Here is a 15,564-nt window from a genome sequence, read left to right on the forward strand (position 1 = left end):
ATTTTTATGTATTATTATACTATCAGCAGTCTATATCAAGGCACTAATAATGAGTAGCTCTACACCAGAAGAAAAGGAAAATCCAATAGTTACACTAAGAGCTCAAGCAGAAAAGTTTGATTATAGTAAGTTAAGAGCTGGTAAAGATAATGCTGAAGCGAACTCTGGTAATACAGCGTTCTGCGATCTTCGCAGAATGGATTTTGTTATTAATAAGAAAAGCACAAGTAGGGATTTTATTGCCAAGCTATACAAAGAACATGACAGTTTACTGCCAAAAAGTGAAGGTAAAAATGAAGACTACCGCCCATTTGCAAGAAAAGTTTTTAAGGAGATGTTCGAACATGCTGGAGCTAAAGTTCCAAGTGATCCTATTTTGGAAGAACTGGTTATCAATTGTAATCAAGCAGGGTACGTAGGTGCATTATACGATGAAGATAAACCTCTTTTCCATGTAATGAAGACACATGAGTTAGTTTTCAGTTCTAGTCATACAACACATATTAATTGTAGTGATCCAAGTCATGCAACAATCAGAATTGAAGAAAAAATTGCAGTTTGCACTTTAGCAAAACCAGAAGAAGAATTATGTAAATTGGATAGCTCACTAGAATTCACGCTTAAGTCTCAAGATGATAAAAATGTAACATACGAAAATGGTAGATTGTCTCTTACTATTCCTGACAGATTAAAGAATTATAGTGTAGACGATAAAAGCTTATTTGGCATTATAAAAGAGTGTTTTCAGAAATTTTGTGAGAGGCTTGGATTTTTTAAAATAAAAATAGAGCATGATTTAGGTAATCCACTAGAAGTAAGCGACCATCTGGAAAATATGGAACCCCCTATTCATAGTAATGAGCACGGCCTGAATTAAAATATCTTGAGCTCATTTGCACAATCAATCACTTCAGCATTTGGAAATTGGTTTTTAAACCAGGTATACTGACGTTTCGCGTAGTGTCTTGTGTTTGTTTGAGCAATTTGTATTGCTTCGTCTAAAGTAATCTCACCTTTCAAGTACTTTATAATTTCTGGCACTCCATGTGCTTTCATAGCTGGCAAATGTGGGGCTAGGTTCATGCTAAGTAGCTTTTTTACTTCATCAATTGCTCCATTTTCAATCATTGTAATGAAACGAAAATTTATTTTTCGGTATACATCTTCACGTTTAGGCAGAATTGTATATATCTTAAAATTATTGAATAAAGGAGGCTGTCTATTTTCTTGCCATACAAAGATTGTCTTACCAGTTTCAGTGATAACTTCAAGTGCCCTTGAAAGGCGGTGCGAGTCATTCATGAACACTTTACCTTGAATCCTTGGATCTTTGCTTAGCGCTAATTTGTAAAACTCCTCTTTACTTAAATTTTTTCTTAATTCACTTACATTTCTCCTCACTTCCTGACTTATTTGTGGCATTGATGATAAGCCTTTGATTAAACTGCTGATGTAAAGCCCGCTTCCTCCAGTGATGATAGGTATTTGAGCATTTTCTAATGCGTGATTAACTTCTTTTTCTAAATCCTCTAACCATAGACCCACGGAATAATTTTCTTTTGCTGAGACATAACCATATAGTTTATAAAATACTTCTTGCTTTGGTGGTTGAGCAGTAATTATGGGAATTTCTTTGTATACCTGCTTTGAATCACAATTTATTATGCTGATATTATTATATTTTTTTATCAGGTTATCACACAATTCTGATTTACCTGAGGCCGTAATTCCTGTAATAATTACTATATTATTTTTCATTTATATTAATTTAATTAACATATGATAGAGTGTAGTAAAAATTTGGGTCCTACAATCTAAAGTTTGGAGATTTTTATGGCAGAAAACAACGACAATAATTCATTTATTAAGCGTTTCACAAACAGGACTCCTGGCGGTACAGGGGAAGGTTTTTCCAGCAAGTATTCGTCTCAAAACACCAAAGAACGTGCATTAGGGGAAAAAGGGAAAATTTCTGAATTAGCAGGCAAAAAAACCGAATCCAAGGAAGCTTTTTCTGAAAGTGGCGGCATAAAAAGTAAAAGCAGAACTGTCAATGAAAGATCTTTTGCTGATGCAACAAAAAGAAGTAGATCAGATCTCGTATATTTAGTGCGTGGTAAAGATCGTGGAAAATCAGCGTGGCATTATGTATTAGTTGATAAAGAGAGAAGAGAAATGTTTCTAGCAAAAAGCAGAACTGGCTCTATAGATGTTGCAGACTATGGAGAGATTTTATATTCAGGATGGGGAGAAGATCCACCACAGGAAATAGTTGACAAAGTCAATGAAGAGTTTGGGCTGTAGCAAATCTGTATAACAAATGGTAAGCTGCGTTGTATTATATTCACAAAAACTAGCGTATCTGTTTAGAGGAGTGGCTAATGTGCAAATATTGAAGCAAAGTGCGTGACACACAGCTGTACGAACATTGCAATATGGTACATAGTAAACGATGTCATTCCAGTGCTTGACACTGGAATCCAGCTTCTATGCAACCTCATCAAAAACATTCATTTAGTGTAAGATCAGCTACTTTCCATGCTAGTTTGCTTGTTCACAAGCAAACTATTTCTGGATCCCAGTGGGCTTTGTTGCATAGCACCTTAAGCAGTGATGGTTTACGACAAATTTATGTAATGATTTCAAATTTAGCCATACCAATATCAGTGAATTTGTTGAGCAAATAGCACTTAATTAGTAATTCTTTTTCACGATTTACTTCAGATTTATTCCTAAAGCTAAATCCAAATACTTGCTTCAACCTTGAGAAAAATCCTTCTATGTAAGATCTCTTTCCATAAATTGCTTCCTTTTTCCACTCTTTTACACCATCTTGTCCATATAATTTTATTAACCTAATAGCAGCATTTCTGTCAGACATATAATCTATTTTTGAATGTTCTGCTGCATCCTTTTTTGGTAGAACTTTTGTCTTTATATCGTATTTCTTACACAATTTATAAAGTTTGTGCCTATCGTATGCCCTATCTGCATATAATGCTTTTATTTTGTGCTGAAAATTAACTTCTTCAAGCAAATCGCAAGCTCCATAGTGGTCAGAGTAGACGCCATTACTGTATCTTGCAGCTATAGCTTTTTTACTATTCACACTTAACATAACATGTAACTTTCTTACTTGCTCGTAGCTTCGGTACTTTCTATCTGCACTGTTTTCCTTACTGTGGCCAGGAGTGTTACTGTAAATGCTGATACTTGTGCTATCTATGATAATTTCAATATTTTCCATGTTGCTTTTATCAACCCTGCAATCATTTATCTTAATATTAAGTTTTTTAAACCTTCTTGATGCTTGTGAATAGCTGATAACTGCCAAATTTTTTCCTATTTGTTGCAGATATCCTTTTATAAACCCCACCGTTTGTCTTAAACCAATTCTAAAAAGATTGACAATTATATGCACCAAAATTACGACTTTATCACTGTAAATATAGTTGCCGCCCTGCATTTTTGGACTATTTTCATACCAATTTTCGATAGCTTCATCGATGTAACGAAAAATATTTCCCCTTTTTTCAAGGAATTTGTTATATTCGTTTTGGTTACTGACTTTCATTTTCTGTGGCATATTTTTTCTTCAACAGTTAAATGGTTATTTATAATGAATTTTGTCAGTAGCCACCAGATTTTTTCGGTTGCTATGCAACAAAGCCATCCCAGTGTCAAGCACTGGGATGACACCATTTGTTGTAAACTCACTTTTACTCTATGGTCTTGCCGCTATCCTGAACAGATACAAACTAGCAGTTACTATATAAGATACAATGCAACAAAACTGATCTAGTTGTTATGAACAAGTTTCTAGCTATATGGTATCTAAAATAATAAATGCAATACAGAACAACTTGTTAGTGTGTTTTCCAACAGAAACAGTGTATGCTCTTGCTTGTAATGCACTAGATAATGAATCTATAGGAAAAATATATCAGATAAAGAAACGCTCTCAGAATAAGCCACTCTCCATATTTGTTAGTGATATTTACAATTTGACAAAAATAGCAAAGCTAGAGAAAAAGTATATTGGTTTAGTAAATCACTTTTCTCCTGGACCAATTACCTACATTTTACCACTTAAAAACAACAACATATTGCCAAACGAATTCTTTAAAGATAGTATAGGCATCAGAATCCCTGAGCATCCTATTGCAATTTCAATATTAAATAAACTGAAAGTTCCAATAGTTGCAACTAGTATAAATATTTCAGGAGAAAAAAGTGTATGTAAGGCAGACGATATACCACAATCCATTAAGCAACATTTATCTGTAGTGATTGAAGATGACGAACTAGTTTCTGGTATAGAATCTACTATTATTGACTTAACCGAAGATAAGATTAAGGTTTTAAGGGAAGGTGCAATTTCATTACAAACAGTAAACAACGCATTTTCAAACTAAGATCTATAGGAGCAAGAATGAAAAAAGTAATAGGTCACAACCAAGCCAAAAAAAAATTAATGAACAACTTGTCTGTTCAGTCTTGGCTGATCTGCGGTAAAAAAGGTATAGGGAAAGCAACATTTGCAAAATCCTTCTCCAATTGGTTTCTTACAAAAAACTATGACGTGGCAGCATTGGACTTACACATTGTTGAAGGTGATACTATCGGAATAGAAAAAGTCAGAGAAATGAAAAACTTTCTACACTTAAGTCCCATTCAATCAGAACACAAAATAGCTATAATAGATAGCTTAGAGGTAATGACTAATAACGCTAAAAACGCAATATTGAAAATATTAGAAGAGCCGCCAAAAAATTCTAAGATATTTATAATTAGCCATAAGCCATATGATATACAAACCACTATCCGGTGTAGGTGCTTTCAGCTGAATTTACTCCCATTAACTTATGATGAAACAAAGCAAGTTGTTTCATCTCAATGTAAATTTGATGATCAAATATTTGATGAAATCATTACTTTATTTCCTGGAATGCCAGGAATGATAATAAATGCAATAAGTAGTGATGCTTATGAAGCATACAAGTGCTTTTATAAATTTCTTCATGATTTAAAGAATCCCAATATGATTAATAAAGTAATTAATAGCGAAATCGAACTAGAACTAGCATCATATATAATTCAGGCCTTCATTTTAGAAAGCATAAAGAGAGAGGTAAATGATGTTGAAATTCTGCTAAGTCAGTGGAAAAAAATAGATGAACTTTTTGTTGTTGCTAAGCAACTCCACTTAGATAAAAAGCATGTTTTAGCTAATGTAGTTAATATCATGACATAAGTTTACGAAATATAATACTTTTAACATAAATTCATGATAAAATCCTGTTAATTTAATACTTGAAGTATATAATTTGACTAATAATAAATTAACTGTATGGCAATCAATAGAAGTTTTGACAAAAGCCATACTGAACATGCAAAAAGAATTGAGTTCAATCAAGAATATAGCTTTAGACCAGGACGTCACCTTAGAAAAAGGAGAGGAGTTATTAAGTGGCATTTATGAAGCAAATTTTAAGCTAAACAAGGCAATCAATATAGCCACTTTGCCAAAAATTGGCTATCATATGCTCAATGGTGAGCTTGTTGTACGTAATCATATTACGGAAGAGGAAGTAAAGATTCCTAGAGATTTTCATTACCTTAAAGTCGTTAAATCCAATCATGATGATTATAAATTAACGTTTTGTAATTTTTTAGGTAACGAGTTTTTTGAATATAAAAAATATGATCCACAATATTCTGGTATTTCAGATGAATATAAATTTGTGAATTTTGGTAGTGTAAAAAAGACTCATAATCTAAAATTTAAGGAATATGTTGGTCATGCACCTAAATTTTTTGCTGCAGAAGGGCCTATTGAGCCTGGATCCCAAAACCATGTAATTGATCTATTTGAGCTAGTCAAAAGTGGTAAAGGTAGCAAAATGGGAACCTTCGCTGATGAATTTGGTTATTTTGATGATCAAAATAAATTACATTATTATAATTATCACAAAAGTGCTGAAAGTAATACTTATGATCCTGAAAATTTTAGTGTAAAAATGATAAATATAGATGTGAGCAAAATCGATAAATTCTACCTTATTGCGGAACAAGGTGATATAATCATTCATCCTATTTTGGAAAATTTAGACATATTTTAAAGTTTTTTAGAGTATCTAATCTTATTGTTATTATAATTGGGTTTGGTAGCATTATGTTATGGAAGATAAATTGCTTGAATCAGTAAAAAACAAAAGTTATTTCAGTAAAGCAGTCGAATGGTACTGCCATAGGTATCTGTTTTGTGTAGCAGAAAGATCTTGGATGGCATTAATAGTATCGCTTCTCCTAGTATGCTTATGTTTATTAACATTAAACATATACCTGTTATTTCCTGTTAAAAAAGATTTAAATTTTGTGAAGTATATGAACCACACAGAAGATGAGTTCTCTGCAATGCATAAGCTTAGTTTCAGTAAAAAGGAAGATGAATACATTTCCACAGCGAGGTACTTAATAAGTAAATACATTGAAATATACGAGTCCATTAAGATCGTTGAACCGAAGTACCAAGAAAATTTTATAAGAAACAATTCTATACATAAAATCTATCAAGGCTTTCAGGAAAAAACGAATAATGAAGCTGGTAATTTGTCTTTATCTAAAAGAAAAATTGCCAACATAAATGTAATAACATTATCTATTGATCGATCGACCAAGGACTTAGTTACATTTGCTGGAAATGCTACTGCAGTTTTTACAACCGAGCAAAATAAGGAGGATACTGTGGAGATTAGCTTCACTTTGTCGAATATAAAAGCAACTCTGGCTGGTATAATACCATTTAAATTTATTGTTAATGGTTATAAATATAGATGATTACATTTAAAACATTATTTGGTAGCTAAAAAAAATAACTAAAGTGCATGTAGCAGTAATAACTGGAGGTAAAACTAGAAGAATTGGCGTTTTTTTAATAAAGTAATTCTGAGAAGGTTTTAAGAAAAAGGCATTGTAAATTATCGGTAAAAAGTACAGAGCGTTAAGTATAGTACTAACAATTAACACTAGAGTTACAAACACAGAAAGTATTACATTGCCAGAGTTGAAAACAGCTTGAAAAATGAGAAATTTACCCCAAAAAGTCGGAGCAGGCGGCACCCCTATCATAGACAATGCACCTATAGCAAATGCTGTCATGCTAATTGGCATACTGCGTCCTATACCGTGAATCTTATCTATATATTTCTCGCCTGTTTTCGTTATTATTGCTCCGGCAACGAAAAACAAAGTGATTTTTGCAAATGCGTGGCAAACCAATTGAAAAATTGCAACCTCCATGCTGAGCTCACTAAAAATTGAAGCAAATAATATAATATACGACAATTGAGAGATGGTAGAGTAAGCAAGCAATTTCTTTAATTCTTTTTGCTTTAGTGCAATCAATGATGCAGTAATAATAGTAAATCCAGCAGCGTACGGAAGCCACCCTCCAGCAAACCAATTTTGCTGCACAAAACGTTGCATGTTATCGACGCCGAAAGTGTATAATATAACTTTTATGATGATGAAAACTCCGGATTTCACAACAGCAACAGCATGTAATAGTGCACTCACAGGAGTTGGTGCAACCATTGCTTTTGGTAACCAAAAATGCATTGGCATTAATGCAGCTTTTCCTATTCCGTAAATCAGCATAGCAAAACACACTGCAATGAAAGTGATGAGTGAAGTATCAAATTTGAATATTCCACCACTTACAAAGTCTAAAGTATGAAATTCATTATATAAAAGGCCTATTGCAGGAAAAAATAATACCAAAGAAGAGAAAAATAGCACGCCAAAGTAATAGCGTCCTGCAATCATTGATTCATTTGTTGAGTTGTAAGTAATCAGAGGGTATGTACTAATAGTTAGAAGCTCATAAAAGACAAATGTAGTGAGCAAGTCTCCAGAAAAAGCAATAAACATTGCACAGCTAATCGATATTGAAAAAAAGCATAGAAAACTCGAGTGATTGCTATCAGCATAGTTATTCTGCATATAACATATTGCATATATACTGGTCAGTACCCATAAAAAAGATATTAATAAACTGAATATTACTCCGGTAGACTCTAGCTTTAAACTAATGTGCAAATTATTACCAAAATCCATGAGAATAAATTGAGAATGATCACCATATACCCAATATAAAGTGCACAGACACGTATACGTAAACAGAAGTACAGAAGAAGTGACAGTAATACTATTGTTCACTCTGGACCATTTACCAGTAAAAAAGGTAACAAAAGCACTTAAAAGCGGAATCAACGCAGTAATTAATAAATAATTCTCGGTAATTGAAAATGGTAAGGAAAGATACATTAAGATATAGTCCATTAAATTTTCTGCTTAGGTAAAGCTAGAATTATACTCAAATCATAGAAAAACTGCTATGTTTTTTTGGTAAACTAGTTGTTTGTGTATGCTATAGCTAACACGTCATACCGCGATTCATTCCACAACTGTACGAACATTTGTTTTTGTTAAACACAACAAAGATGTCATCCCAGTGCTTGACACTGGGATGGCTTTGTTGCATCGCTACTTATGAAAGGCTAACTATAGCTAGGATTATAAGCAACCTATTGAAAATCTTGTTTTTTTGCAATCAATCTGATCAAATTTAAGAATAGTAATTTATTATTTATATTAATAAACTTAATTCTATTGAAAATAGCTAAAGCATTGAAATTCTTGAATTTTAGCCGGATTAGTGAGTGGTAGTGAAATTTCTTTTACTCAAATTTAGGTATTCACTGACCGTTCTTGTTATAAATACCAGAATAATAAGCTACTGATATTCTCCATCTTTTTTATCTTTAATCCATCATAGCTAGCGATGCAACAAAGCCCACTGGGATCCAGGAAAGTTTGCTTGTGAGCAAGCAAACTAGCATAGAAAAACGTTTTCGATGAGATTGCAGAAAGGCTGGATCCCAGTGTCTGGGCACTGGGATGACAAAGGAGGACAGTGTCAAGCACTGACCATTTGCTGTGCAGTTTACCTTTAAAAATGAATGTTCATACAGTAAGCCATAAGATGACAAAAGAGTAAACTTTATCTGTGTGAGCTATAGACGCAAATTACAACAAATGCAGTAGCATAATCTCCATCGTCACTCAGAGAAAGATGAATTTTGGAGATAAAATCCTTGCTAACGGTAAGATACGGCTTTCCTTTTACACCACTGTATATTTCTATATCTTTCATTATAATGCCCTGGCTAAATCCAGTACCTCGTGCTTTAACAAAAGCTTCTTTTGCTGCAAAGCGTTTGGCAAAATACCTTGCTCGCATTTCTTGACTATTATACTTTCTACTTAGCTCTATTTCTTTTTCAGTGTAGATTCTATTGAGAAATTTTTCCCCGTATTTTTGTAATATCCTCGATACTCTTGGTATATATACTATATCAGTGCCGATACCGTGTATCATTTTGTGCTAAAGTGATTTATTGCTTCTTCAATCTGCATTTCCTTTACCTCTCCAGTTGCTCTATTTTTTACTTCAACTATCTTTTCATCTATTGCCTTTTTTCCGACAATTATTTGCCACGGCAAGCCTATCAGATCCATCCTAGCAAATTTTACTCCTATACTTCCTTCCGTATCATCGTAAAGCACTTCATCGCTTTTCAAAGCTTTGTATATTTTATCTGCAGCCTCCGTTACTTTCGTTTGTAAATTGATTAAACCAATTCTGAAAGGAGCCACCGATTCTGGCCAGATAATTCCTTTATCATCATGAAAAGCTTCTATTATCGCACCAACAAGTCTTGAAACCCCAATGCCATACGAACCCATATGTATATTGACATTTTTTCCATCTTGAGAAGTAACACTTGCCTTCATAAGCTTTGAGTATTTGTCGCCAAAATAAAAAATATGCCCTATTTCAATACCTTTACTAACATTTAACTGCTCTTGCGGCACAAGGCAAGTTTTAGGATCATGCATATCATCTGCAACTGCGTATATACTCTTTAAACTTTCAATATCTTCACTCTCTAGTAGTTCAGAAAATTTATTGTCATAATATAAAGTGCTCTCACCAGTGTTTGCCAATATATGAAACTCGTGGCTCAAATTTCCTCCAATTGGCCCCGTATCAGCTCGAACTCCAATTGGAGTAAGTCCCATGCGTTTGAAGATTTTTATGTAAGTTTTGTACATCAAATTATATGAATTCAGTGAGCTTTCGTAATCTACATCGAAGCTATATGCATCCTTCATCAAAAATTCCCTGCCCCTCATAACACCATAACGTGGTCTTACCTCATCACGGAATTTCCACTGGATATGATACAAACAAAGTGGCAAATCTTTGTAACTTTTTACCACATCTCTAATTAAATCAGTTGCCACCTCCTCATGCGTTGGACCGAAAAGCATGTCTTCCTCATGCCTATCCCTTATACGCAACATTTCCTTACCGTAATCATCGTAACGCCCTGATTCTCGCCAAAGACTTGCCGGTTGCACACAAGGCATCAACACTTCAATAGCACCGGATTTGTTCATTTCATCTCTGATAATGTTTCCAATATTTTTAAGCACGCGCAGACCAAGTGGTAACCACGTATAGATGCCAGATGCTATCTGCTTTATTAAACCTGCACGTAAAGAATATTGATGGGAGATAATTTTAGCATGAGCAGGCTTTTCCTTTAAAGTTGGTAAGTAATACTTGGATAAACGCATATAATAGATCTGATTGTACTGAGTAATCTTAATACAATCAGATCTATAGGTAAACTTATTTTAAGAAGAGCGTGGAACACCTCCCTTTGAAGCAAAAAATTTTGTGCGGTCCTCGACAGGAGGAATAGATGAATCTTACACCTTATTATCCACTGGGTTAACATTATTCGCTTGTGCTGTAGAAGGTGAATCAACACACGAACTTGGTGGCTCTTCTGTCTTTTGTTCAGAATATGACGGAGATGCGGCTCTAGATCCTATACCACTGTCAAGACCCCCGCTTCCTTCTTCCTTGCTTGATGGGGAATTTGTGTGTTTTGTCTGCTCCTCTTTTTCCTGCTCTGGCTCTGTTTGATCGTGTCCATCTTTATCACTTGCCCAGCTAGAATACTCACTTTCATTATCTGAGAGTGCCATGATTACTAATCTCCTCTCAAGTATCTTGTTAAGACCTGAATCATTCTCATTCCTCTTCTTTCTCTCTTCTTGCAATTTATCAACTCTCGCATTATACTCTTCTTGTGTTTCTTTTTTGTCAGTGCCCTTATTACTTTGTACTGCATCCAATTCCTTTACAGGATCTTGTTGTACAGTAAAAACTTTTCTAAGCCCAAATGTTCCTCCTTTTGCTTTTGCTTTGAATTCTTCATCTACATTATCAAATGCACTTGCAGTAGCGTTAGTTTTATTTTCTTTTCTTTTCTTAGACACTTCAGGTGGATCGACTTGTGCTACAGGAAGAGGTGGTGGTGGTGGTATACTATTACATGTTTGCGGAGACTGTGAAGGGGAAGTAGGCACACTTGATTTATCCTGCGAACCAGTACCACTATCAACTTTTATCTGTGATCCACTATCTTTCTTAATAAGATCTATTTTTTTCTTATCACCAGCTCTAGAAACGGCCAGTCTAATAAGACATATCACTGAAACCAGCGCAACAATCGTAGAAACAGCAAAAATTGCTAAGGGAACTGCTTCAATTGCACCAGAACCAGACACTGCTGCAATAACATAAGGAAGATGTATATAAATTGCAACGGCAGATACACATAATGATAAAGCAGCAATCGAAATTTTAAGGTTAGATGTAGACATTTTTTACCTCATTAACCAATGGAATACTAATAATAACTAGATTATCAATAGTGTCAATAATTAATTATGAAAATAAAGTTACAATTTGAATAGATAAGCTATAAGTAATATACGACCAGCAATAGCTATACAATAGACTTCTTGCATAACCCAAACTAAGTAGAAAAAAGGTATAGCTAACACGTCATACCGCCGCGGTATCTCTTAACCGCTAACACGTAGCGGGATGATGAGCTTATCGTCATTCCGCCGCGAACCGTCATTCCACCGCGAACCGTCATACCGCCACGAACCGTCATACCGCGATTCATTCGCGGTATCTCCAGATCCCGCTAACACGTAGCGGGATGACAGCAGTCCTACGTCATACCACCGTGGTATCTCTTAGCCGCTAACAAGCAGCGGGATACTTGACCTTTACAGGGATGACGGTTGTCGTTTAGCCATAAATATTTAAGAAATTTACCAAACGAAAAAAAAGGCAAAAGAAGCCCCGTGGTTGGCTAGTTACTTACATTATACTTTCAAGTATGGCGTTTTTTTATTCTAAACGCTTAATAACCGCGATTCAGCTGCTTTTTAATGCAACTAACCTTAGCTATAAATGTTTAAAAAATTTACTAAACAGAAAAAAAGGCAAAAGAAACCCTAGGGTAGCTAGTTATTCACTATCCATTTTTTAAGTTGGCGTTTTTTGATGTTTTAAATGCTTTATAAGCGTATTTCAGCTTGTATAGGTAAAAACCCAGAAATTTGATAAAGACATAAGGTGCACATAGTGCAAAAAATTAAACATGAGACGCCAAATACGTTGAGTTTTTTTGTCATTTAATCTGTACAGAGAAGATAAATAAATAGCTTCAGTCTCATGATAAGGGCGCTGGCGGAGCTTGTCAAGGAAGTTTTTTCGTTTCTACCAGCTACTTAAATGACGCCACATAAATTAATAAATAGGAAAATTACTACAAATCTTTTCAACTTTAGTTTTCACCATTCTTTCAATATCAGGGCTATTTCCGCTGATTAATCCTTGAATTACTTCATTTATTAGACCAGCTATCTCTTTAAAATTTTCTGCCTCAAGTCCGCGTGTTGTTTCAGCAGCAGTGCCAAAACGGAGCCCTGAAGTGATGGTCGGTTTTGCTGTATCAAATGGTACAGAGTTCTTATTGCAGGTAATGCCAGCCCTCTCAAGGCTATCTACAACGTCTTTTCCAGTTAATTTCTGCGATCTTAAGTCAACTAGCACTATATGAGAGTCAGTGCCACCGGTTATAATGTTGAGTCCATGCTTTTGCAATTCTTGAGCTAGTACTTTCGCATTTTCCACGATTTTCTTGCTATAAGTTTTAAACTCTGGCGCTAATGCTTCTTTAAATGCAACAGCTTTTGCAGCTATCACATGCATAAGTGGCCCGCCCTGCAATCCTGGAAAAACTGCAGATTGAATTTTTTTGTGCAATGCTTCATCATTGGTCATCACTATTCCACCACGAGGACCACACAAAGTTTTGTGAGTTGTGGAAGTCATAACATGTGCATATTCAGCAGGAGACGGATATTCGCCTGCTGCAATAAGCCCCGCATAGTGAGCAATGTCTGCAAGCAAATAAGCACCAACTTTATCTGCAATTTCGCGAAAGCGTTTGAAGTCCATTTTTCTTGGATAAGCAGAAGCACCAGCTATGATCAATTTTGGTTTATGCTCCAGCGCCAGCTTTTCTATCTCATCCATATTGAGCAGATAAGTGTCTTTATTTACTGTATATTGAATCGACTTAAACCATTTACCAGAAAGGCTTGGCGCCGCACCGTGAGTTAGATGCCCACCGCAATTCAGTGACAATCCAAGTATTGTGTCACCTGGAGTAAGCAGTGAAGCAAACACTGCTTGATTCGCCTGAGAACCAGAGTGAGGTTGAACGTTTGCAAATCTTACACCAAACAACTTACAAAGTCTTTCTATAGCCAGACTTTCAACTTTGTCCACATGCTCACAACCACAGTAATATCTTTTTCCTGGATAACCTTCTGCATATTTATTAGTCAGAAAAGAGCCTTGTGCCTCCATTACCGCTTTGCTTGCAAAATTTTCTGATGCAATTAATTGCAATTGTGATTTTTGGCGTTGTAATTCTTTTTCTATAGATTGATAAACCTCGTTATCAAAAGACTTTAAACTATTTTTAGAGCCACAGATTTTTTTTAAAGCACTTATCATAGATCAAACCCCGCTTTAATTTGCTTTAATTCAATGATATTAAGATGTACGTTTACCACAAGCAATTTTAAAACTGCTTGTCCTGCTTTTTTAACCATAAGAGCCCAAAAACAGCTATTAGCAAACATACAGGAATAATAGATGTTGCTTTTATCAGCAATTCAGCACTATACACAGGATTTCCTTGTATTACTGTTTTATCCCAACACAAATCTATTATTTTTGCGATCCCAGTGTGAAAAAAATAGCCAAAAACCATGACTATCATGTTTGACACAGCTGTAGCCAGGCCTACCAAGTTATTATTCACATAACTTAGTGCTTTATAAATTGTAACTACTTGATATCCAGATGCGAAGCCAATAATAAAAAGCGTAGGTAATACAACATACAAGCCACCAATCTGAGTAAAAAGTAATAGAAAACCGGCGATCATTGCAAATGAGCATGAAATTATTACTTCATAATGCTTATTTTTATACTTTTCCAATAAATAAGCCAAAGAGAATGATCCTGTTAACATTCCTATCAATATTACGGAAGAGAGAGCAGATGCCAAGTCTTCATTCATTTTATATACTTCAAAAAAGAATGCTTTCGCCCAACCATCGGCAAAACCTTGCATTGGACCGACCATGAGTCCACCAAAAAAGCTAATTAGAATAATATGCTTGTTGAGAAGTATGTTTTTTAAGTCTCTAATGCTAACTTTTTCCTGTTGAGCATTGCTTTCAGGCGTTACTAAGAACAGTAACAGAGCAAGTAAACACCCGAATGCTGAGAAGGTATAGATAACATAATTCCAGCCAAATTTATTGAGTAAGAAGTCTAACGGTAATCCGCCACATATACCCCCCAACACTCCTATAATTATGGATAAACTGGCCATTCTTGCTGATTTTTCTTGCGCAAAATACATGCTTGCAACTTTAAAAAGCCCAATTGCTGAAGCGGACGACCCAATTCCAACGACTATTCTGCCAAGTATTGAATAATACCACTCATCAAAGCATATAAGTGGTAATGTTCCGGTAAATGTTAAGATAATACAAATAGGCAAAACAAATTTTGGCCCGAATTTGTCAAGAGCAAGACCAATAGGTATATGAGCTAGCGTATAGCCTACATAGTATAACCCGCCAAACTGGCCAACATCTGCAATACTTATGTTAAATTTTGTTATCAATTCAGGTGCAATTATGTTTGGAATTACGCGCAATATATATTGGTATGCATAAAACAGTGATGCCAACAACCAAACTAAAAAATTCCTCTGCAACATGAATCTCAGCTAAAATTTAGGATTATAGATACTTTAGTTATAAAAAACAAAATAAATATTTATCAAAATTTAATAAATATTTATTTCGATCTATTGAAATTTAATATAGATAACTAGCGTAAGCAACTATACATATTAACTAAATCTTCCAGATCCCAGATTGGTATGGCAGAGAGTAATGTAAAAAGTCTATTTTACTTTTGCAATTTTTAAAAGAGACTTTTTATTTTACTTACAATTTTTTCTACCATATCTA

At 34.7% G+C, this 15,564-nt stretch carries 19 protein-coding genes; 7 read left to right on the forward strand and 12 right to left on the reverse strand.

Annotated features, from left to right (window positions below; translation table 11 throughout):
• Positions 1–49 precede the first annotated feature (49 nt).
• Positions 50–877: a hypothetical protein gene (locus ACJZL1_RS04685; RefSeq protein ID WP_265035720.1), complete on the forward strand. Its 828-nt coding sequence runs from the start codon at positions 50–52 to the stop codon at positions 875–877.
• Here ACJZL1_RS04685 and miaA read toward each other — a convergent pair.
• Positions 874–1,758: a tRNA (adenosine(37)-N6)-dimethylallyltransferase MiaA gene (gene miaA, locus ACJZL1_RS04690; protein ID WP_265026152.1), complete on the reverse strand. Its 885-nt coding sequence runs from the start codon at positions 1,756–1,758 to the stop codon at positions 874–876. The genes ACJZL1_RS04685 and miaA overlap by 4 nt on opposite strands.
• A gap of 75 nt (positions 1,759–1,833) precedes the next feature.
• Between miaA and ACJZL1_RS04695 the strand changes: the two genes are divergently transcribed.
• The gene (locus ACJZL1_RS04695) at positions 1,834–2,304 is read left to right on the forward strand and encodes a hypothetical protein (RefSeq protein WP_265034860.1); all 471 of its coding nucleotides are present in this window, start codon (positions 1,834–1,836) and stop codon (positions 2,302–2,304) included.
• 325 nt (positions 2,305–2,629) lie between these two features.
• On the opposite strand, the gene ACJZL1_RS04700 is transcribed toward ACJZL1_RS04695, so the two are convergent.
• Together ACJZL1_RS04700 and ACJZL1_RS04705 are read right to left on the reverse strand one after the other, a co-directional pair.
• Positions 2,630–3,586, reverse strand: coding sequence for an IS5 family transposase (locus ACJZL1_RS04700; RefSeq protein ID WP_264735368.1), 957 nt, complete (start codon positions 3,584–3,586; stop codon positions 2,630–2,632).
• On the reverse strand, positions 3,571–3,717 hold the full coding sequence (locus ACJZL1_RS04705; protein ID WP_419247066.1) for a hypothetical protein: 147 nt from the start codon (positions 3,715–3,717) through the stop codon (positions 3,571–3,573). The genes ACJZL1_RS04700 and ACJZL1_RS04705 overlap by 16 nt, the downstream gene beginning before the upstream one ends.
• Before the next feature lie 110 nt (positions 3,718–3,827).
• Here ACJZL1_RS04705 and ACJZL1_RS04710 point away from each other — a divergent pair, with 110 nt between their 5' ends.
• The 4 genes from ACJZL1_RS04710 to ACJZL1_RS04725 all read left to right on the forward strand — a co-directional run bounded on the left by ACJZL1_RS04710 (position 3,828) and on the right by ACJZL1_RS04725 (position 6,840).
• Positions 3,828–4,415, forward strand: a complete 588-nt coding sequence (locus ACJZL1_RS04710; protein WP_265026062.1) for an L-threonylcarbamoyladenylate synthase — start codon at positions 3,828–3,830, stop codon at positions 4,413–4,415.
• Between the two features lie 17 nt (positions 4,416–4,432).
• The gene (locus tag ACJZL1_RS04715) at positions 4,433–5,254 is read left to right on the forward strand and encodes a DNA polymerase III subunit delta' (RefSeq protein WP_265026061.1); all 822 of its coding nucleotides are present in this window, start codon (positions 4,433–4,435) and stop codon (positions 5,252–5,254) included.
• Between the two features lie 73 nt (positions 5,255–5,327).
• Positions 5,328–6,122: a hypothetical protein gene (locus tag ACJZL1_RS04720; RefSeq protein WP_265026060.1), complete on the forward strand. Its 795-nt coding sequence runs from the start codon at positions 5,328–5,330 to the stop codon at positions 6,120–6,122.
• A 58-nt stretch (positions 6,123–6,180) separates the two neighbouring features.
• Positions 6,181–6,840, forward strand: coding sequence for a conjugal transfer protein TraJ (locus ACJZL1_RS04725; protein ID WP_265026059.1), 660 nt, complete (start codon positions 6,181–6,183; stop codon positions 6,838–6,840).
• 6 nt (positions 6,841–6,846) lie between these two features.
• Here ACJZL1_RS04725 and ACJZL1_RS04730 read toward each other — a convergent pair whose 3' ends face one another.
• Entirely contained in the window at positions 6,847–8,343 is a 1,497-nt protein-coding gene (locus ACJZL1_RS04730) for a proton-conducting transporter membrane subunit (protein WP_265034854.1), read from the reverse strand.
• Between the two features lie 143 nt (positions 8,344–8,486).
• Here ACJZL1_RS04730 and ACJZL1_RS04735 point away from each other — a divergent pair, with 143 nt between their 5' ends.
• The gene (locus ACJZL1_RS04735; RefSeq protein ID WP_419247067.1) at positions 8,487–8,633 is read left to right on the forward strand and encodes a hypothetical protein; all 147 of its coding nucleotides are present in this window, start codon (positions 8,487–8,489) and stop codon (positions 8,631–8,633) included.
• 142 nt (positions 8,634–8,775) lie between these two features.
• On the opposite strand, the gene ACJZL1_RS04740 is transcribed toward ACJZL1_RS04735, so the two are convergent.
• From ACJZL1_RS04740 to ACJZL1_RS04775, 8 genes are all read right to left on the reverse strand, one after another.
• Positions 8,776–8,988, reverse strand: a complete 213-nt coding sequence (locus ACJZL1_RS04740) for a hypothetical protein (RefSeq protein ID WP_419247068.1) — start codon at positions 8,986–8,988, stop codon at positions 8,776–8,778.
• Between the two features lie 76 nt (positions 8,989–9,064).
• Entirely contained in the window at positions 9,065–9,442 is a 378-nt protein-coding gene (locus tag ACJZL1_RS04745; RefSeq protein ID WP_265026054.1) for a holo-[acyl-carrier-protein] synthase, read from the reverse strand.
• Complete coding sequence (gene proS, locus ACJZL1_RS04750) at positions 9,439–10,707, reverse strand: proline--tRNA ligase (protein WP_419247069.1); 1,269 nt, start codon at positions 10,705–10,707, stop codon at positions 9,439–9,441. Before proS ends, ACJZL1_RS04745 begins: the two co-directional genes overlap by 4 nt.
• A 135-nt stretch (positions 10,708–10,842) precedes the next feature.
• On the reverse strand, positions 10,843–11,805 hold the full coding sequence (locus tag ACJZL1_RS04755; protein WP_419247070.1) for a hypothetical protein: 963 nt from the start codon (positions 11,803–11,805) through the stop codon (positions 10,843–10,845).
• Between the two features lie 204 nt (positions 11,806–12,009).
• Positions 12,010–12,144 (reverse strand): hypothetical protein, encoded by a 135-nt coding sequence (locus ACJZL1_RS04760; protein WP_419247071.1) that lies wholly within the window; start codon positions 12,142–12,144, stop codon positions 12,010–12,012.
• Positions 12,145–12,164: 20 nt separating this feature from the next.
• Positions 12,165–12,290 (reverse strand): hypothetical protein, encoded by a 126-nt coding sequence (locus ACJZL1_RS04765; protein ID WP_419247072.1) that lies wholly within the window; start codon positions 12,288–12,290, stop codon positions 12,165–12,167.
• Positions 12,291–12,748: 458 nt separating this feature from the next.
• Entirely contained in the window at positions 12,749–14,026 is a 1,278-nt protein-coding gene (gene glyA, locus ACJZL1_RS04770; RefSeq protein ID WP_419247073.1) for a serine hydroxymethyltransferase, read from the reverse strand.
• Positions 14,027–14,093: 67 nt separating this feature from the next.
• Positions 14,094–15,308: an MFS transporter gene (locus ACJZL1_RS04775; RefSeq protein ID WP_419247074.1), complete on the reverse strand. Its 1,215-nt coding sequence runs from the start codon at positions 15,306–15,308 to the stop codon at positions 14,094–14,096.
• Positions 15,309–15,564 lie beyond the last annotated feature (256 nt).

It is taken from the genome of Wolbachia endosymbiont of Rhagoletis indifferens (genome assembly GCF_048537595.1).
Classification (GTDB): Bacteria; Pseudomonadota; Alphaproteobacteria; order Rickettsiales; family Anaplasmataceae; genus Wolbachia.